Source organism: Sphingobacterium sp. ML3W, assembly GCF_029542085.1.
GTDB lineage: Bacteria > Bacteroidota > Bacteroidia > Sphingobacteriales > Sphingobacteriaceae > Sphingobacterium.
Map to the genome: position 1 here is coordinate 2,813,650 of NZ_CP107036.1, position 15,512 is coordinate 2,829,161.

The following is a 15,512-nucleotide window of genomic DNA, read 5'->3' on the forward strand; positions in this document are numbered from 1 at the left end:
ATATCAAAACAATAAAAATGAACAGAAAAGCAATTTTATCATGCGTTGTACTCTTCGCGATGATGTTAAGTAAAATGGTATTTGCCCAAGAGCAACCTCTTATTCAGATTGGTATCAAAGGTGGAAGCAGTATCAACAAGCTCAACACCGAGCTTGCAGACCTGGACGACAAATATGCAATGGGTCTCCACGTCGGTGGTATGGCACGTGTCAACCTCGGAAGAGCATACATTCAGGGCGAGGCACTTTTCAGCAAACGTAAAGCAGCGCTCAAACCACAGGGACAGACTACATCCAAGCTCAAATGGAATGCAATCGATATTCCCGTGATGGTTGGTTATAAAATATACCAGCAGCAGGATATGAACTTTCGTCTATTTGCCGGTGCAGTATATAACTATACCCTGAATGACAATCTATCCCCCTTGAAGGCTATCAAAGAAGGCGTCAAACATTTTGATAAGTCCAATGTACAGTTTACAGGCGGTCTTGGGGTCGACATCCAAAAATTCAGTATCGATGTCCGCTATGAGCGTGGTTTTTCAGACTTGTCTAATTCTTTTAAATCCAAGCCACAGGCATTTTCCATTGGCGTAGGTTACTTCATATTCTAATACAACCCTTAACGCTAAAACCTTTGAAGGCAATCCTGTATTCGCCTTCAAAGGTTTTTGTGATATATTTGACTATTTTTGTCCCATGTTTCCCAAAAAAAATTACCTCCATCGGCACCTGTTTCTCACGCTCTTCTGGCTTGTCCTCTGGTTTGCCGTCTGGATACAAGTGAAGCAGGATATGGACGCCATCAGCGCGCTGATCCATAGTTCATCGGTCATGATCTGTTCCATTAGCATCTCGCAACTCCTAAGTGACAGTATCTTACCCAAAGCCATTAAGACACAAAAAATGAAACCCTTTGTTTTCAAAGCCATCTTTTTCGTTCTTATTTTGGCACTGCTGATTGGTGCGGTAGATGCGTACTTTATTATCCATAGCCAGGCGCTGTCGGAGGAGAGTCGCGCAACACTTTTGTTTGTGCAGAGCTATAAAGCTATTCCCTCCTCCGTACTGATCAATGGTACGGCCTGTGGTATCCGATTTTACCAGGAACATGCCAATATTCAGCGGGAACATAGCCAGTTGCAGCAGAACTTTCTGGAAAGCCAGCTCAAAATTTTACAGGATCAGGTCAATCCACACTTTATGTTCAATGTATTGAACCACATCCATATCCTAATGAAAAAGAATGTGGATATGGCCGATTTTTTACTATTAAAATTCTCAGATATACTGCGCTACCAACTCTACGAATGCAACCAACCATTTGTACTGCTGAGCCGTGAGCTGCAGTATTTACAGAATTTTATCACAATTGAACAGATGCGCTGGGGAGATGAGCTGGAGGTTGAATGCACCTGGTCACAGTCAACAGAAGATCTACATATTGCACCGCTGATGCTCATATGTTTTGTGGAAAATGCCTTCAAACATGTGGATCGACTTCCGAATCAAAAAGGCAAAATCAGCGTCAGCAGCACTGAAAAAGACGGTTATTTCCAATTTCATATCAGAAATAGTTATCATCCCTATCCCCTGCAGACATCAACAAGACACTCTGGCATTGGGCTGGAAAATGTCAAAAAGAGGTTGGAGCTGCAGTATGAAAATCAGTACACCTTAACCATTGACAAACAAGACGACAGTTTTTGCGTCGACCTAACAATCAATCTTAACTGCTAAACGACTATGGAACAAACAAAGATGAAATGTATCATCGTGGACGATGAACCCCTGCTACGGCAGCATATTGCTGAGATGACCGAACAGGTTGATTTTCTCGAACTCGTCGCAACTTTTCCTTCAGCCCTAGCGGCAGCCTCCAGATTGCAACAAGGCGATATTGACCTTATCTTTTTGGATATCAATATGCCTTATCTCAATGGTATTGATTTTTTGGAATCACTCGAAAATCCTCCCCTGTGTATATTCATTACAGCCTATTCGGAGTATGCCCTGGAAGGATTCCGTCTTCAGGCGGTGGATTATCTCCTGAAACCTATTGTATTCCAGCGTTTTTTTCAGGCAGCAACAAAAGCCTTTCAGCAATTTGTAAAACGCAATAAATCGACACAGGAACCCGTTGCCAATGATACAATGCTTTTTGTCCGACAGGGTGATGCATTCGTCAAAATCTCCTGGACAGATATCCTTTATGCCGAAAGCATGCAGAATTATACCAAGCTCCATTTTAAAGAACGGACCCTCACCATCCATCAGACCATGCTTGCATTGGAAGAAGCTTTACCGGGTAGCCATTTTTTCCGTATCCACAAATCCTATCTGGTCAATGTCAATCATATCGATATCATCTCGGGTGGAAGAGTATACATTAGGGAACAGGAATTGCCCATCTCCCGCACAAAAAGAGAGGAGCTTCTCCAAAACGTAGTTTTTAAGAAGCTCCTGAGTCGTTAATAGGGCATATTCCATTTAAATCCTATCGAAGTATAGAAGGTCGGTGAAAATCGGGGATCGGCCTGCTTCTTATCCTTAAAGAAACTCTTTAAGGACCTATCGTTTTCAACATACATCCGGGCGAGTGTACTTCCCCCCGTTAGTTGCAATTTAAGATTCTTACCGAGGTTGAATTGGGGCTGAAGACCTGCGGTTAACAACATAAATCCACCGAGTGTAGACTTCCCGTTCTTTTCCCGTTCAGCCGTCATACCATCCAGATTGACTACCGCACGGAGATCCATGAACTTGTTGACCTGATAAGCAGCGGCAAGCCCCTGCGGGAAATTCACATTGAACTTGACCTTGCCATTGGTCTTCCAGTCAAAATACAGTCCCGGCAGGACCATGGGCACACCAAAACTATTGCTCAATACTGGCCCGAAGCCGAAGGCAAGATTCGGTTTAAACCGTTTGATGAAAAGAACTCCCCCCTGCCCCAGCACATCTTTACCATTGACTTTGACCAGATCCGAATAGATACCGACCGAAGCAAAAGTCAGTAGAGACCAGTTTTTCTTTAAAGAAGTCAAGTATTGCAATCCGATTTCGGCATTCAACATTTCAGTCGGAAAAAGCTGCTGTTCATAATCGCGGTTTTGCATCTTTGCGTAGGCAGCCCCCATTTTCCATGACCAGCGTTTGATATTGCCCAAAGAATCAACTTTAGTCGACAAAGGTATTTCAAGATTGAATTGTATCCTTTTAAAATCACTTTTAGAGCCAGTCTTTACACTGTCTTCTGGTCGGATATAGTTTGACAGCGGAACATAATCGGCAATAACCTGTCCAGATACAGCATTTTGGGCATGTGCTGTCAGCGTCGCTAAGCTGCTGAACAAGATGGCACATAAAACTTGTTTCTTCATGTTTTTTCTGCAAAGGAAGCCCTTGGTTCTCGAAAGCAGTAAACATTTTGACGTACCGCTGCTTTCCATTGACCAAATGCAAAGCTATTGCGATCTCAAAAAAACTGTAGAAGCTTTTTCGGATCATAAAAGGCTTTCCACGGATTGTAAATAATTCTATTTTCTTCTTTATCAAATTAATAATTTAGTGGTCAACAGCCCTATCCAGCTGGAATTGATAGCCATCTGTTTCTGAAGGATAAACTGTAAGAACATTTAACAGATAAAAAATGAGCAAAATATTTAAGATTGTTTTCACCATTTTGTTGATCACCAACAACAGCTGTTCCAACGGACAATCCAGACAGCAATGTCAGGATATGCTGGATGATAACCTCGCTTTGCTTGAACATCTTTTGAATAACGATAAACATGTCGCCTCAGATTTCAAAGAAATGCAGGCTGTTTTCAGCAATCAACCATATAAAAAAGAAAATAAGACCAAATTTGACGAAAGCTATCATTTTCGCAAGGGATATCCGCCCCTAACGGAATATATCTATCCAAATACATACATTAAATTAAAATTCGACAGATTTAATATTGCTCATACATTAGACAATGATTATCCTTTTACAATGGATTTTATCAATAATATTGATCAGGCGATATTTAAGTTGAAAAAAATCTACTTTCTGGACGGATCAGTCCAGGATAAAGAAATTAAGATTGTTGACAAAATCGTTTCAGAGCAGTTAGGCGACCAGACCCTGATCCTCCAGGGAATAAAACCCATTAAGAGTTTCGACTACAGTATGGAAACCCATCTGAATAAAGAAATTAACTATGAAATTACTGGTACAGGACAGCGTATAGCGACTTCGGCCGGTATCATTGAAGTGATACATTGTGGCAATGGTTATGTACGCATTAGAACATCTGAGCCCATGCGGCATCTTGTACAAATTTTGGCTACAGATGAAACAGGACGCCAATTGACAACAGTAGCAGCTGAACAACGAAACGCCTACAAAAAAGAAGATTTACGTGTTCTTGTTGCAAACATGAAACAGGCGAAAACCCTTTTGGACAAAGATGAAATCACTTGTGCAGAGATCCATCAGAAGTACTCATCTGAAAAATTGAATGCCGACCTGGATGAGATGACTGATTCCTTATTTCTGACGCAATATTTCGTATCTGATTTTAAAAAAGCATCTATCGCATTTTGGGATAATGCAAAAGTTGTCAAACAAGTGTATGAACGGAATTCCGCAGATCAATCGGACCTGCGGCATGAAGACTTTTACGAAGCATGCTCCTGTGTTATTGCACAGGATAAAAAATCCGAGCTGTACGGTCTTATTGGTTTGGACGGAAACTGGATCATTGAGCCAAAATTTCTAGAACTTAAAGCACAATGGGGAACCGAAGGACTATTTTGGGGCCTGACTGATGCTGATGAGAGACAGGTTGAATATGTATTTGATAAGGAAAATAAAAAGCTCACAAAAAGCAGCGAATAGCAAGTTCTTTCAGCGGTTTCCCTACCGCTGAAAGACCTGCTTCGTGGATATCGATAGCTTTTAGATTTTTATTTCCTTAGTATATCCTAAAAGCGGGATCAATCCCTATGTAGAGTCAATAGATCACTATTAGCGACTTCTAAGTTTCTTCCTAATGTATTCATTCAAAGTAACAATTCGGATGTCGTCATAGTAGACCACACGAGTCGTGTTGGTCGGAATAATATAAAGGCCCACTTGATATACCCATGCTATCCATTCAGCATCTCTTTTTTATTCCACGGAGCTACTGCTCAGTTTTAACAGGGAGACCACCAATGTATAGATTGCGCTTTACCGTCTTTAAAGTACATTCTGATATGGCCATCCACAATCCCTTCATTGTCTTCACGCAATCTGATTACCCACAATTTTCCTGCTTTATCCATCCCCTGTCGTTCATTGACAGCTGTAGGGAAAAGCTGTTGTATGTCTTCTATCGTCGTGCTGGCATCTATCCGGATCCCATTGTAGCTCATAAAATTCCCATTTAAAAACCAGAATTCTTCTACTGCGACACTATCGCCGCTGGTTTCAAAACGTGAACCATTTTTGTACAGGTATTTGTCATCTGGAGCTTCAGTATCAAAAATAGTGACACAGGGGGCTTCATCCTTCAGCAATTGAATACTATCGGGCCGTCCGAAAACTTTTTCAAATTCATTTCGGGTAAAAAACCTACCCAGCTTACCGTTAAACTTGATATCCTTGACCAACATCACATCTCTTAATGCATATCCACTGCCCGGCTTGAAAACCATTGCTGAGGAACGGCATAACTTGGAAAGATCATGTTCTTGCGCAATACGCTTATCATACCGCAAGGTTACGGGATGATCAGGGTCGTTTGTTATATCCAAAAGTTGTCCGGTTTTCTGATGAAATTCCAACCAGCCCACGGCATGTTCTACCAATCTTTTTTCTGAAGGGGTTTCCGAAATATCATTAATGACATACAACTTGATCGTCAGCTTTTCAGGGCCGAGGTAAGCTACTTGGGCATGAACAAGCGTATCGCCAAATTGACTAAATGCGACTGCATTACTTGACTTAACCAACTTTTTTACAAGTTGCTCGCAAGAAATAGCATTATTTTTCGGAACGATAATTTTTGCATCAACAGTATCGGTTTTCTGCTGTGCCTTGTTGGTAGACTGTCCCTGGCATGAGAAAAGGACTAGTGCGAAAAAGACTACTATTCTTGACATATCATTTATTTAGTTTCGGAGAGAGTCTCTATTTCCCTGCGGATCTTTATTTATCTTTGGCAGTACGCTTAAAAATTCTTGTTTCGACAGTTCCGGTTTTCATCCTATTTCCCATTTCGTCCCAGATGATCTGTTTTGCCCTTAAATTCAATTTACCTTTTATTACTTCCATTTCCAACTCGTCATTAAGCCCCTGCTTGGCTGGTATAAACAAGACCTCTCCTTTTACTTGGGCCCGAAAAGTCCTTGGAGGAGCTTCACCGCTGCCAATGTCTTTAAAACTTGCATAATCCTTGCCCAGCTCAAATTTTATGATCACTGTATTGGTTTGAAACTTGGTCTTATACTCCCAGTTACCGGTAAAAGCAGATTTTATACGATTAGGTATTTCCATGGTCTGCGCACCTGAATGCCCCATGAAGAGGATGAATATGATCAATAAAATAAGTCTCATCTATCGTTAATGGCTAATTTAAATTTGTTTATGCAGGCATTTTCAGCATAAGATCAATCCTCAAGCGGATTTCGGTTTATGTATAATTTTATCGTATAACACCATTTTGGCGCTCTAATCAAAGTACCCCTTAACAAATTTTTTGCCAAAAAGTGTACAAAGCAAATTATCGAATATCAATCATACCAAACCCCATTCCATACATTTACGTACAAAAAAGATACAACAAATTTTGCGTGATAGCAAAAATTTACCATGATCAAAAAACGGACAATACATAGTTCCGCACTTTTTATCAATTTAAAAAAGCGAAAGATACAGCACTGACAGCCACCTTGAGGAAGCAAACGAGGTATAAGATTTTCTAAAATAAACAAATGGAACAAGTTCTATTTGTTTATTTAAAATTATCATCGTAATATTGCAATATAATATTAAACAACATGGGACTTACAAAGACAGAAATTTTCGCTGATGAACAGAATAAACTGGCAACAGCATTTAAGGTTTTAGGACACCCCGCACGTATAGCTATCCTTCAATATATCATTGACAAGAAAGCATGCATCTGCAATGATCTGGTTGATGAACTGGGACTTGCCCAAGCAACCATTTCCCAACACCTTAAGGAATTAAAAAATACAGGAATAATACAGGGGACAATCGAGGGAAAATCTGTTTGCTACTGCATTAATGAAACAGTCTGGAAACAAATACAACAGGAGTTCAACGCATTTTTCAATCAGGACGTAAACATTTCAAGTTGCTGTAAGTAACTTTTTTTAAGAATATCTATCGTAATATTGCAATATATAGTTTTTAATAAATAATAAAATCAATCCTTTATGAAATTATCAGAAATCAAAGAAATTTTAGCAACATTGGATCATGTTGACTTTCAGCTGGAAAATGGCACATTTGTTCCTGAACACTTCCATGTCACCGAAGTAGGTCAGATCACAAAAAATTTCATTGACTGTGGTGGTGTTATCCGTCAGGAGAAAGTGGTCAACTTCCAGCTCTGGAATGCGGATGATTATGAGCACCGTCTAAAACCAGGCAAACTATTACATATCATCAATTTATCTGAAGATAAATTGGGTATCGAAGATGGGGAAATTGAAGTGGAATACCAGAGCGGTACGATCGGCAAATACGATCTTGACTTTAATGGTAAGACCTTTATCCTGAAAAACAAGACCACAGCCTGCCTTGCCCAGGACGCTTGCGGCATACCATCCGAAAAGCTGAAAATAAATCTTTCTGCGTTGCCAGTTAGCGGATCCTCTTGCTGTACGCCAGGCTCAGGCTGTTGTTAATCACTTAAAATTCACCGCAGCAATGTATCAAAAAATAAAAGAAATAATCAGCACGATTACCAGCAGACAACACCTGTCTGAGGAGCGTAGATCGGCATTGAATCCCTTGATTCAATTTATTCAAGACAAGGTTGATCGCGGACAGCCGGTCAACCTCAATTTTATCTGTACCCACAATTCCCGTAGAAGCCATTTATCTCAGCTTTGGGCGCAGGTGGCGGCATCCTTCCATCATACCCCAGTGGTCAACTGCTACTCAGGGGGTACGGAAGAGACCGCATTATTTCCTAAAATCGCAGAAACATTGATTTCGCAGGGATTTGAGGTTTTTAAGATCGCTGATACGGACAACCCAATCTATGCAATAAAATATGGCGACAACGACCCGCCGGTTATCGGCTTTTCAAAAAAATATGATAGCCCATTCAACCCTATCTCTGGGTTTGCTGCAATCATGACCTGCTCGCAGGCAGATGGCGGATGCCCTTTTATTCCGGGTGCCGAAAAAAGGATACTGATTACTTTTGAAGATCCCAAGATTTCAGATGGCACACCCGAACAAACAGCAGTGTATGCAGAACGTAGTTTAGAAATTGCAGCCGAAATGTGCTATGTATTTTCAAATATTAAGATCTAACCCATGCAATCGAAGTTAAAATTTCTTGACCGTTACCTCACCTTATGGATATTCCTGGCAATGGTTCTCGGTATTTCTTTGGGCAATTTTTTCCCCGCGTCTGCACTATGGATCAATAGCTATAGCAGTGGCACAACAAATATACCGCTTGCTGTCGGACTGATTCTCATGATGTACCCACCATTGGCCAAGGTACGTTATGAGCAGGTTGGAAAGGTTTTCCGAAACCTAAAAATTCTCGGCACTTCTTTGGTCCTCAACTGGATCATAGGACCGGTTTTAATGTTTGTATTGGCACTTTTATTTCTGAACGGATATCCTGAATATATGGCCGGATTGATCCTAATCGGACTTGCTCGCTGTATTGCAATGGTTGTCGTATGGAATGAACTCGCAAATGGTAATAGAGAGTATGCAGCAGGATTAATTGCGTTGAACAGTATCTTTCAGGTCTTACTCTATAGTTTATATGCCTACGTTTTTATTACTGTATTACCTCCAATTTTTGGTGTGACAGGACTTTCCGTGAATATTTCCATTGCTGAAATTGCAAAAAGCGTCGCTATTTACCTAGGAATACCCTTCCTCGCCGGAGTTTTGAGCAGATATGGACTGATCGCCTTAAAAAGTGAAAATTGGTTTCAGAACCGTTTTATACCCTTGATCTCTCCGATTACTTTGATAGCGTTGCTCTTTACCATTGTAGTGATGTTCAGTCTCAAAGGCGAAATGATCTTACAGTTGCCTATGGATGTATTACGTATAGCGGTCCCTTTGGTGATCTATTTTGCGCTGATGTTCATGATCAGTTTTTTTGCTGGCAAACGAGTCGGTGCCGATTACTCACAAAGTACAGCCATTGCTTTTACGGCTGCAGGCAATAATTTCGAATTGGCCATTGCGGTCGCAATTGGCGTATTCGGCATCAATAGCGGGCAGGCTTTTGTCGGAGTGATTGGCCCACTGGTCGAGGTACCCGCACTGATAGCACTGGTCAACCTTGCATTTTGGTTCCGAAAAAAATACTTTGTAAAAGAGCTTTCTGCTTAAGTATAGACTTATAAGAAATCCGAGGCCATGTTTTTTGACATGGCTTTTTTGTTTAGGATATTCCCCTTCTTATCTATCCATTCAGCCGCCCCCTTACACTCTAGAAATCAAAAGAAAACGATTCGGACAGTAGGCCAATGCTTTAAATACGATCCTACTGCCGAATCTGAGGTTGCCACCTCTTACTGCTGTTCTCGCCTATTGGTTTTTCCTAAATTCCTCGGGGCTCTGCCCTTTCTTGGCTTTAAAAAATGTAATAAAATAAGGCACATTGTCAAAGCCTAGTTCAATGGCTATTTCCCTAACCGTTTTAAACGTATGATACAGCAGACGTTCTGCCTCTAATATGATCCGATTTCGGATCAGTGTGCCACAACTTGCGGCTCTCTTTTCGCGGCAAATGCGGTTGAGATGATTGACTGACATATTCAGTCTTTCGGCATAGAAAGACGGGAATCGCTTCTCTCTATAATTTTCGTCTACCAAAGTCTCGAAAGTCATTATCCGTTCCTCCTTTTCGTCCATCCGCACAGCGCCGATATTTTTTGTAATCCGGTGCCCCAACAGCTGTAGCAAACTATCCAGGTGGTTGTGTAGCAACTCTCGTGAGTCCAATTTTGCTGTATGATATTCATTCTGCATCAGCTCCATCAGGTGGCTACATCTTTCGATGTCTTCACTGGTCAATACAAAGCCGTTCATCCCGTTACATTTTAAATAGTTAAAGTAGTGTGTCCTTTCCATATTGTAGCGCTGCACAAAAAAGGATTCTGTAAAAAGGACGATACTTCCTTCGACAGGTATATTATGCTGGAAGCTACAGACACAATCGGCGCTGATGCTCAGAATATCATGCCTGCCCATGGCATACATTCTTTTATCTGCCACCATCGTCAGGCCACCACTCTTAATCAGCAATACACTATAGTATGAATGCGCGTGCAATGTCTTTTGTTGAGCTTTGGCATGTAAATATTCGGCGATAGGCATAATAACAATCCCATTGGAAGCCGAATCAATATTTTCTAGTCTTAAAAAATCTAGTTTTTCTTTTCGTATTACCATGATCTTATTCTTTTTCTTCAATAAAAAATTTAAAGGGAATGGTTATACGATTGGAGGTTTAAAAATCCTGTCAAAGATCCCCTGACACAATGGGTTACCTTCCGTTAGCGGATGGGTTATTCTTAAAATTCGGGTAAATGGGCGTTGCTGGGTCAGCTCATAAACAAGCTGCACAAACAGCGGTATCTCAGCACTTTTCACTTTGATCAGCACATCGCTGGCTTCTTGTTGTTCCACTGTTTTTTCACTCAGGTAGCAGAACCCCTTACAGGTTGCCACAGGTTCATACCGATAGACACATAGCTGCTGCTCGATATAATCCCGATTGCATTCAAAGCCAATAAATACCCACAACAGATTGGTCGCCTGTAGGCAAAGTGCCCAGGCCATCAACAGACAGAACAGTCCTTTCAGCTTGTAGGATTTCATCAATATAGATTATTTCTTTATTTCGTTGTGCTATTCCGTTCGCGAAGGTACTCCAAAATTGCGCGTGCATCTTCCTGTTGCAACCCCAGACTGATCATGGGTGACGCAAACTCCTTGCTCAATGATTTTGCATCAGGATCTTTTTCAAGCATTGTTGCCGGATCGAGCATCATATTCATGATCCATTCCGGTGTACGGCGTTTGACAACCCCATCTAATGACGGACCTACCAAGGTGCGATCAAAACCATGACACATGGCACATTTGGAGACAAATAGCTCTACCCCCTTATTGGCAAGCTGCGCATCAAAGGGTTTGTGCTCAAAAGATGCAACAGGACCTACCCCTTTGGTTCCATCGGTTTTATAGTCCAAGATCTCGGTTGCTGGAGATGGCGCCACCGGCACAGCAGCTTTGTCCGTTGATACCTTTTTCTTATCCCTGTTATCCGCACAGGCAAGCAGAACGATAAAGCCAAAACAGGAAAGGATTATTGTGATTCTATTTTTCATTACTCTCTTTTCTAATTATTTAAAACAGTATACAGTATTCCCATGTGCTACCCTTCGATCAATAGAATATTTGATCGCCATCAATAAGCCTTATTCAGCCAGATCAATAGCGCCAAAGGGACTTCTTTCTTGGACGAAGAATATTCCAACCGTTGTATAAATCACATAGCAGCATGAGTACAGTTATTCTTCTCAGGAAAACACATACAGATTGGACCGTTTACATAAAACGCCAATTTTTGCATCCAATAAATTCGTTAAAAAGGTATTAAACGAGTGGAGGGTGGAAAATAGAAAAGATGGGGCGGTAAGCATAATCTTCTTTCAGTTCTGCAAAGGCCAGTTTAATATATGCTCCCTCAGATGAAGAACTGTCAAAGGTAAAATTCAGGCTGTTGTTGATAAAAACAACATCGATGATGCGTGTCTCGAGTTTCTTCTGCTCTTTTTCTTCATGTTCACGCATCTTTTTCATCAAGATACATTGCCCTCTACAGGAAAGAGCCTTTTCGTTAAAGCGGTTGATACATTCATTTTTGGCAATATAGTCTCTATTGAGTTCAAAAACAGTCCATACCCATACCGTAGAGAAACTCTGGAGGAGCATCAATGGCAGTAAGATCCATATGAATTGTTTCGCTTTCATGAATTGACAGTATCGCAAATATAATAATTGTTGTCATTGAAGGTACAATAATTTTGGAAGTAACAAAAAACTACTAGTCTATAGTATTTAAAGAGAGGAAATAAATGCATTCTTCAGGGCAAGTGCTTTCGAACTTGAATTGTGAACATACAATTAGGTAAAGGGGCCTTATACACATACCATCAGGCATCCCAAGTTTATCAAGCACACATACCGATGTATTGTATGCAATTGCGATCTATTTTCCTGCAGATTTTTTACTCCAGCTGACCGACGAACATCAGACCATCCAAGCGATGCAGCATTTTATCCGTAAAGCCCAACGTGGCCTCCGTTTTTATGGTGAAACTAAAGATAAGGCGCATACGCTGATGAAAAACGTCAGTGAGAAAGAAGGATTTTCAAAGATTATTGAATTTCTTAAACTTATCCAATTGCTACAGGAACAATAGCCTATCATTTTGAAAATTACCCTCTCAAAATGATAGGCATCTATTCAATCAATGACGGCATCAAGTAAAACACAACAAACTAAACAACAACATATTACAAATAAAAACCTATTACTGGAGTAAATTTTGATTTAAAATAAAACTAATATAAATCAGAAATGAACAGATTGAATGTAAAATGGAAACAGGAAGTGGAACCGCCATCATTTCCAAAGTGGCTTAAATCCTATCACCTCCTGCTATGCGCCGTTATCGTAGTAGTCGCTTTTGGCGCAGTTTTAAAACATTTTGGTGCAAAAAGAATGGATAACAATAACCATTACAGTTCAAACAAGCTCAATATAACAAGATACCCTGATTAGGTGATTTTATAATATTCTCAGCGATCAAGCAAGCTATTGAATCTCAAAATTCACAAATACACAGACTAACTTAAAGCTAAGCGACAACATGTTCAAGCGATCAACAAATTGGACATGTTGGGACTGCTATGCTTTTATTTACAGGAAATTATATCACGTGAAAGTACTTATCATCGACGACGAAGACAAGTTGAGGAACTTGTTATCAAAAATTATTAGCTTCGAAGGCTTTGAGGTCTTTCAGGCCTCCAGTATTAAATCGGGCTTAAAGCAATTGGAATTGGAAGAGATAGATGTCATCGTATGTGACGTCAAACTCCCCGATGGGAATGGCGTAGAGACAGCCAAGATTATAAAAAGTAAGCATCCCGCTGTTGAAATTATTCTTTTGACTGCTTTTGGGAATATTCCTGACAGTGTCGATGCCATCAAAAACGGAGCCTTTGACTATATCACCAAAGGGAACGACAACGACAGGATAATTCCGCTGTTGTACAAAGCCGGTGAAAAGGCCGTGCTCAATAAAAAAGTTCAAAAACTCGAAAAGCAGCTCGGTGAAAAACATTCTTTTGATAAGATCATCGGACAGTCTAAATCCATCATTAAGGCAATTGATCTCGCCAAAAGAGTCGCTACTTCCGAGACCACTGTATTACTGACCGGAGAAACCGGAACCGGAAAAGAGGTTTTTGCTCAGGCAATACATCTGGCCAGCTTACGTGCAAATCACAATTTTGTGGCAATCAATTGCTCAGCATTCAGCAAAGAGCTTCTTGAAAACGAGCTTTTCGGACATAAAGCCGGCGCTTTTACAGGTGCGACCAAAGATCAGAAAGGGCTCTTTGAAGAAGCGCACAAAGGAACAATCTTCTTGGATGAGATCGGTGAAATGGAAATAGAGCTACAGGCCAAAATATTACGTGTACTGGAAACAGGTGAATTCCTGCGTGTAGGGGATAACAAACCCACCAAAGTAGATGCCCGCATCATTGCGGCCACAAATCGCAATTTAGAAAATGAAATTGAACTCGGTAATTTTAGGAATGACCTCTTTTATCGCCTGTCGGTCTTTGCAATACCACTTCCCTCCTTGCGCGAAAGACCCAAAGACATTCGATTATTGGCAGAACACTTTGTCAGTTGGTTTTCTATAAAGTCTAATCGACGCACATTAAAATTAACAGACGAATATCTCAACGCATTAGAGAGAAACGCATGGAAAGGCAATATCCGTGAACTGAAAAACGTGATCGAACGAAGCGTGATATTAGCAGACGATGAGATCCTCACCTTAGATACCCTGCCAATAGACCTGCAACAAGACAACAAAGACACAGCGATGATGTCAACATTTTCGATGGCCAATGTAGAAAAAACACATATCCTGAAAATACTGAACTACACCCACGGCAACAAAACAGAAACGGCGAGACTCCTAGAAATAGGCTTAGCGACACTCTACCGAAAGATAGATCACTATAAGATATCTTAAGAAATGGGTAAATTTATGCCCCGCGAAGTCTAAACCGATAACATACACCACTACTGCCTGCGGCAGTAATTTGACAGCTCTACACATCCGCTTTTTATGTAAAAAAACAATAACCTATCATTTTGATAATCCACCTTATCAAAATGATAGGTTATTTATTTTTAACGCATAAGGAAATAAATCTCAACAAACTAATAAACAACTAATTACATCTAGCTAAAAACTATTGGAATACATTTTGGCATATCGGATATAAAATAAATAAAAATGAGCAAGACAGATGTTAAATGGGAACAGGAACAAGAGCCACTATCGTTCCCTAAATGGTTAAAATCTTATCACTTATTGTTCTTTGCAACGCTTGTGGTATTGATTTTTGGAGCAATGATAAAACATTTTAGTACAGTCTAATCAATAACAAAATGATAACACTAATATTAACGCTGGCGGGAGTAGCCTGCTTCGGTCTATTCATTAAGTCAATTGACTTTTTTGATAAAATCTAGTAAGAATGAATAAAATAAATGAACAATCCGCAAGTCAATATCTTGCCGATCATTATGGGGAAATCAAAGAAGAAATCAAGGACCTGTCATCCCGAAGGAATTTCGCAGGGATATTTCAGGCCATTGTGAACCATATCAATTACTTGCTTTCTAATGGCCAGATCGAAAAAATCGGCATTCGATTAAAATATATCGGATGGCTTTATAAAAGGGGGAACGAACAGGTCCGCAATATCATCGAAAATCTTTTTGTACGTTCTTTTCGGGGCATGAAAAGAAGATGCACATCCGAAGAATGGATCTATATGTATCAACAGATTCCTAAAAATCTTAAACAAATTTATTTGTTGCAAAGCAACAGCTATATCACTCAAAAATCTTTTATATGACAGCACTATTTGTGGTAGCTATTGGTGTATTTATTTACATCTGCTACGTACTGCTAAAACCAGA

The 15,512-nt window shown here is 40.3% G+C and carries 20 protein-coding genes; 13 read left to right on the plus strand and 7 right to left on the minus strand.

From position 1 onward, the window contains the following. The first annotated feature begins 17 nt into the window (after positions 1-17). The 3 genes from OGI71_RS12065 (at position 18) to OGI71_RS12075 (ending at position 2,475) form a co-directional block, all read left to right on the plus strand. Positions 18-614, plus strand: a complete 597-nt coding sequence (locus OGI71_RS12065) for a porin family protein (RefSeq protein ID WP_282255711.1) — start codon at positions 18-20, stop codon at positions 612-614. 85 nt (positions 615-699) lie between these two features. Next, positions 700-1,740, plus strand: a complete 1,041-nt coding sequence (locus OGI71_RS12070; RefSeq protein ID WP_282255712.1) for a histidine kinase — start codon at positions 700-702, stop codon at positions 1,738-1,740. Positions 1,741-1,746: 6 nt separating this feature from the next. Next, the gene (locus tag OGI71_RS12075) at positions 1,747-2,475 is read left to right on the plus strand and encodes a LytTR family DNA-binding domain-containing protein (protein WP_282255713.1); all 729 of its coding nucleotides are present in this window, start codon (positions 1,747-1,749) and stop codon (positions 2,473-2,475) included. Here OGI71_RS12075 and OGI71_RS12080 read toward each other — a convergent pair. Next, positions 2,472-3,383 (minus strand): DUF6268 family outer membrane beta-barrel protein, encoded by a 912-nt coding sequence (locus tag OGI71_RS12080; RefSeq protein WP_282255714.1) that lies wholly within the window; start codon positions 3,381-3,383, stop codon positions 2,472-2,474. The two genes, OGI71_RS12075 and OGI71_RS12080, sit on opposite strands and share 4 nt — an antisense overlap. Before the next feature lie 269 nt (positions 3,384-3,652). Between OGI71_RS12080 and OGI71_RS12085 the strand changes: the two genes are divergently transcribed. Beyond that, positions 3,653-4,888 (plus strand): hypothetical protein, encoded by a 1,236-nt coding sequence (locus tag OGI71_RS12085; RefSeq protein ID WP_282255716.1) that lies wholly within the window; start codon positions 3,653-3,655, stop codon positions 4,886-4,888. Between the two features lie 299 nt (positions 4,889-5,187). Here the strand turns inward: OGI71_RS12085 and OGI71_RS12090 are convergent, their stop codons facing one another. Together OGI71_RS12090 and OGI71_RS12095 are read right to left on the minus strand one after the other, a co-directional pair. Continuing rightward, complete coding sequence (locus tag OGI71_RS12090; protein ID WP_282255717.1) at positions 5,188-6,135, minus strand: hypothetical protein; 948 nt, start codon at positions 6,133-6,135, stop codon at positions 5,188-5,190. Between the two features lie 46 nt (positions 6,136-6,181). Further along, complete coding sequence (locus OGI71_RS12095) at positions 6,182-6,589, minus strand: hypothetical protein (RefSeq protein ID WP_282255718.1); 408 nt, start codon at positions 6,587-6,589, stop codon at positions 6,182-6,184. 443 nt (positions 6,590-7,032) lie between these two features. Between OGI71_RS12095 and OGI71_RS12100 the strand changes: the two genes are divergently transcribed. From OGI71_RS12100 to arsB, 4 genes are all read left to right on the plus strand, one after another. Continuing rightward, positions 7,033-7,365 carry a metalloregulator ArsR/SmtB family transcription factor gene (locus tag OGI71_RS12100; protein WP_282255719.1) on the plus strand — a complete coding sequence of 111 codons (333 nt, stop codon included), beginning with the start codon at positions 7,033-7,035 and terminating at the stop codon, positions 7,363-7,365. A 69-nt stretch (positions 7,366-7,434) separates the two neighbouring features. Continuing rightward, positions 7,435-7,908 (plus strand): DUF6428 family protein, encoded by a 474-nt coding sequence (locus tag OGI71_RS12105; RefSeq protein ID WP_282255720.1) that lies wholly within the window; start codon positions 7,435-7,437, stop codon positions 7,906-7,908. A gap of 22 nt (positions 7,909-7,930) precedes the next feature. Further along, positions 7,931-8,545, plus strand: coding sequence for a protein-tyrosine-phosphatase (locus OGI71_RS12110; RefSeq protein ID WP_282255721.1), 615 nt, complete (start codon positions 7,931-7,933; stop codon positions 8,543-8,545). Between the two features lie 3 nt (positions 8,546-8,548). Further along, the gene (gene arsB / locus OGI71_RS12115) at positions 8,549-9,595 is read left to right on the plus strand and encodes an ACR3 family arsenite efflux transporter (protein WP_282255722.1); all 1,047 of its coding nucleotides are present in this window, start codon (positions 8,549-8,551) and stop codon (positions 9,593-9,595) included. A 198-nt stretch (positions 9,596-9,793) separates the two neighbouring features. Here arsB and OGI71_RS12120 read toward each other — a convergent pair whose 3' ends face one another. From OGI71_RS12120 to OGI71_RS12135, 4 genes are all read right to left on the minus strand, one after another. Next, positions 9,794-10,660 (minus strand): helix-turn-helix domain-containing protein, encoded by an 867-nt coding sequence (locus OGI71_RS12120; RefSeq protein ID WP_282255723.1) that lies wholly within the window; start codon positions 10,658-10,660, stop codon positions 9,794-9,796. A gap of 42 nt (positions 10,661-10,702) precedes the next feature. Continuing rightward, the gene (locus tag OGI71_RS12125) at positions 10,703-11,089 is read right to left on the minus strand and encodes a hypothetical protein (RefSeq protein ID WP_282255724.1); all 387 of its coding nucleotides are present in this window, start codon (positions 11,087-11,089) and stop codon (positions 10,703-10,705) included. A gap of 17 nt (positions 11,090-11,106) precedes the next feature. Then, entirely contained in the window at positions 11,107-11,601 is a 495-nt protein-coding gene (locus OGI71_RS12130; RefSeq protein WP_282255725.1) for a cytochrome c, read from the minus strand. A gap of 268 nt (positions 11,602-11,869) precedes the next feature. Beyond that, the gene (locus OGI71_RS12135; RefSeq protein WP_259182355.1) at positions 11,870-12,247 is read right to left on the minus strand and encodes a hypothetical protein; all 378 of its coding nucleotides are present in this window, start codon (positions 12,245-12,247) and stop codon (positions 11,870-11,872) included. Positions 12,248-12,468: 221 nt separating this feature from the next. Between OGI71_RS12135 and OGI71_RS12140 the strand changes: the two genes are divergently transcribed. The 5 genes from OGI71_RS12140 (at position 12,469) to OGI71_RS12160 (ending at position 15,448) form a co-directional block, all read left to right on the plus strand. Continuing rightward, positions 12,469-12,699 carry a hypothetical protein gene (locus OGI71_RS12140; protein WP_282255726.1) on the plus strand — a complete coding sequence of 77 codons (231 nt, stop codon included), beginning with the start codon at positions 12,469-12,471 and terminating at the stop codon, positions 12,697-12,699. 158 nt (positions 12,700-12,857) lie between these two features. Continuing rightward, positions 12,858-13,061 carry a hypothetical protein gene (locus OGI71_RS12145; protein ID WP_282255727.1) on the plus strand — a complete coding sequence of 68 codons (204 nt, stop codon included), beginning with the start codon at positions 12,858-12,860 and terminating at the stop codon, positions 13,059-13,061. A 157-nt stretch (positions 13,062-13,218) separates the two neighbouring features. Further along, positions 13,219-14,553 carry a sigma-54 dependent transcriptional regulator gene (locus OGI71_RS12150; protein ID WP_282255728.1) on the plus strand — a complete coding sequence of 445 codons (1,335 nt, stop codon included), beginning with the start codon at positions 13,219-13,221 and terminating at the stop codon, positions 14,551-14,553. A 267-nt stretch (positions 14,554-14,820) separates the two neighbouring features. Further along, positions 14,821-14,964: a hypothetical protein gene (locus OGI71_RS12155; protein ID WP_282255730.1), complete on the plus strand. Its 144-nt coding sequence runs from the start codon at positions 14,821-14,823 to the stop codon at positions 14,962-14,964. 100 nt (positions 14,965-15,064) lie between these two features. After that, the gene (locus OGI71_RS12160) at positions 15,065-15,448 is read left to right on the plus strand and encodes a hypothetical protein (protein WP_282255732.1); all 384 of its coding nucleotides are present in this window, start codon (positions 15,065-15,067) and stop codon (positions 15,446-15,448) included. Positions 15,449-15,512: the final 64 nt, after the last annotated feature.

Bases quoted from the DNA above. Each gene is read 5' to 3' on its own strand.
- OGI71_RS12065 (WP_282255711.1), top strand. From the start codon at position 18: ATGAACAGAAAAGCAATTTTATCATGCGTTGTACTCTTCGCGATGATG.
- OGI71_RS12070 (WP_282255712.1), top strand. From the start codon at position 700: ATGTTTCCCAAAAAAAATTACCTCCATCGGCACCTGTTTCTCACGCTC.
- OGI71_RS12075 (WP_282255713.1), top strand. From the start codon at position 1,747: ATGGAACAAACAAAGATGAAATGTATCATCGTGGACGATGAACCCCTG.
- OGI71_RS12080 (WP_282255714.1), bottom strand. From the start codon at position 3,383: ATGAAGAAACAAGTTTTATGTGCCATCTTGTTCAGCAGCTTAGCGACG.
- OGI71_RS12085 (WP_282255716.1), top strand. From the start codon at position 3,653: ATGAGCAAAATATTTAAGATTGTTTTCACCATTTTGTTGATCACCAAC.
- OGI71_RS12090 (WP_282255717.1), bottom strand. From the start codon at position 6,135: ATGTCAAGAATAGTAGTCTTTTTCGCACTAGTCCTTTTCTCATGCCAG.
- OGI71_RS12095 (WP_282255718.1), bottom strand. From the start codon at position 6,589: ATGAGACTTATTTTATTGATCATATTCATCCTCTTCATGGGGCATTCA.
- OGI71_RS12100 (WP_282255719.1), top strand. From the start codon at position 7,033: ATGGGACTTACAAAGACAGAAATTTTCGCTGATGAACAGAATAAACTG.
- OGI71_RS12105 (WP_282255720.1), top strand. From the start codon at position 7,435: ATGAAATTATCAGAAATCAAAGAAATTTTAGCAACATTGGATCATGTT.
- OGI71_RS12110 (WP_282255721.1), top strand. From the start codon at position 7,931: ATGTATCAAAAAATAAAAGAAATAATCAGCACGATTACCAGCAGACAA.
- arsB (WP_282255722.1), top strand. From the start codon at position 8,549: ATGCAATCGAAGTTAAAATTTCTTGACCGTTACCTCACCTTATGGATA.
- OGI71_RS12120 (WP_282255723.1), bottom strand. From the start codon at position 10,660: ATGGTAATACGAAAAGAAAAACTAGATTTTTTAAGACTAGAAAATATT.
- OGI71_RS12125 (WP_282255724.1), bottom strand. From the start codon at position 11,089: ATGAAATCCTACAAGCTGAAAGGACTGTTCTGTCTGTTGATGGCCTGG.
- OGI71_RS12130 (WP_282255725.1), bottom strand. From the start codon at position 11,601: ATGAAAAATAGAATCACAATAATCCTTTCCTGTTTTGGCTTTATCGTT.
- OGI71_RS12135 (WP_259182355.1), bottom strand. From the start codon at position 12,247: ATGAAAGCGAAACAATTCATATGGATCTTACTGCCATTGATGCTCCTC.
- OGI71_RS12145 (WP_282255727.1), top strand. From the start codon at position 12,858: ATGAACAGATTGAATGTAAAATGGAAACAGGAAGTGGAACCGCCATCA.
- OGI71_RS12155 (WP_282255730.1), top strand. From the start codon at position 14,821: ATGAGCAAGACAGATGTTAAATGGGAACAGGAACAAGAGCCACTATCG.
- OGI71_RS12160 (WP_282255732.1), top strand. From the start codon at position 15,065: ATGAATAAAATAAATGAACAATCCGCAAGTCAATATCTTGCCGATCAT.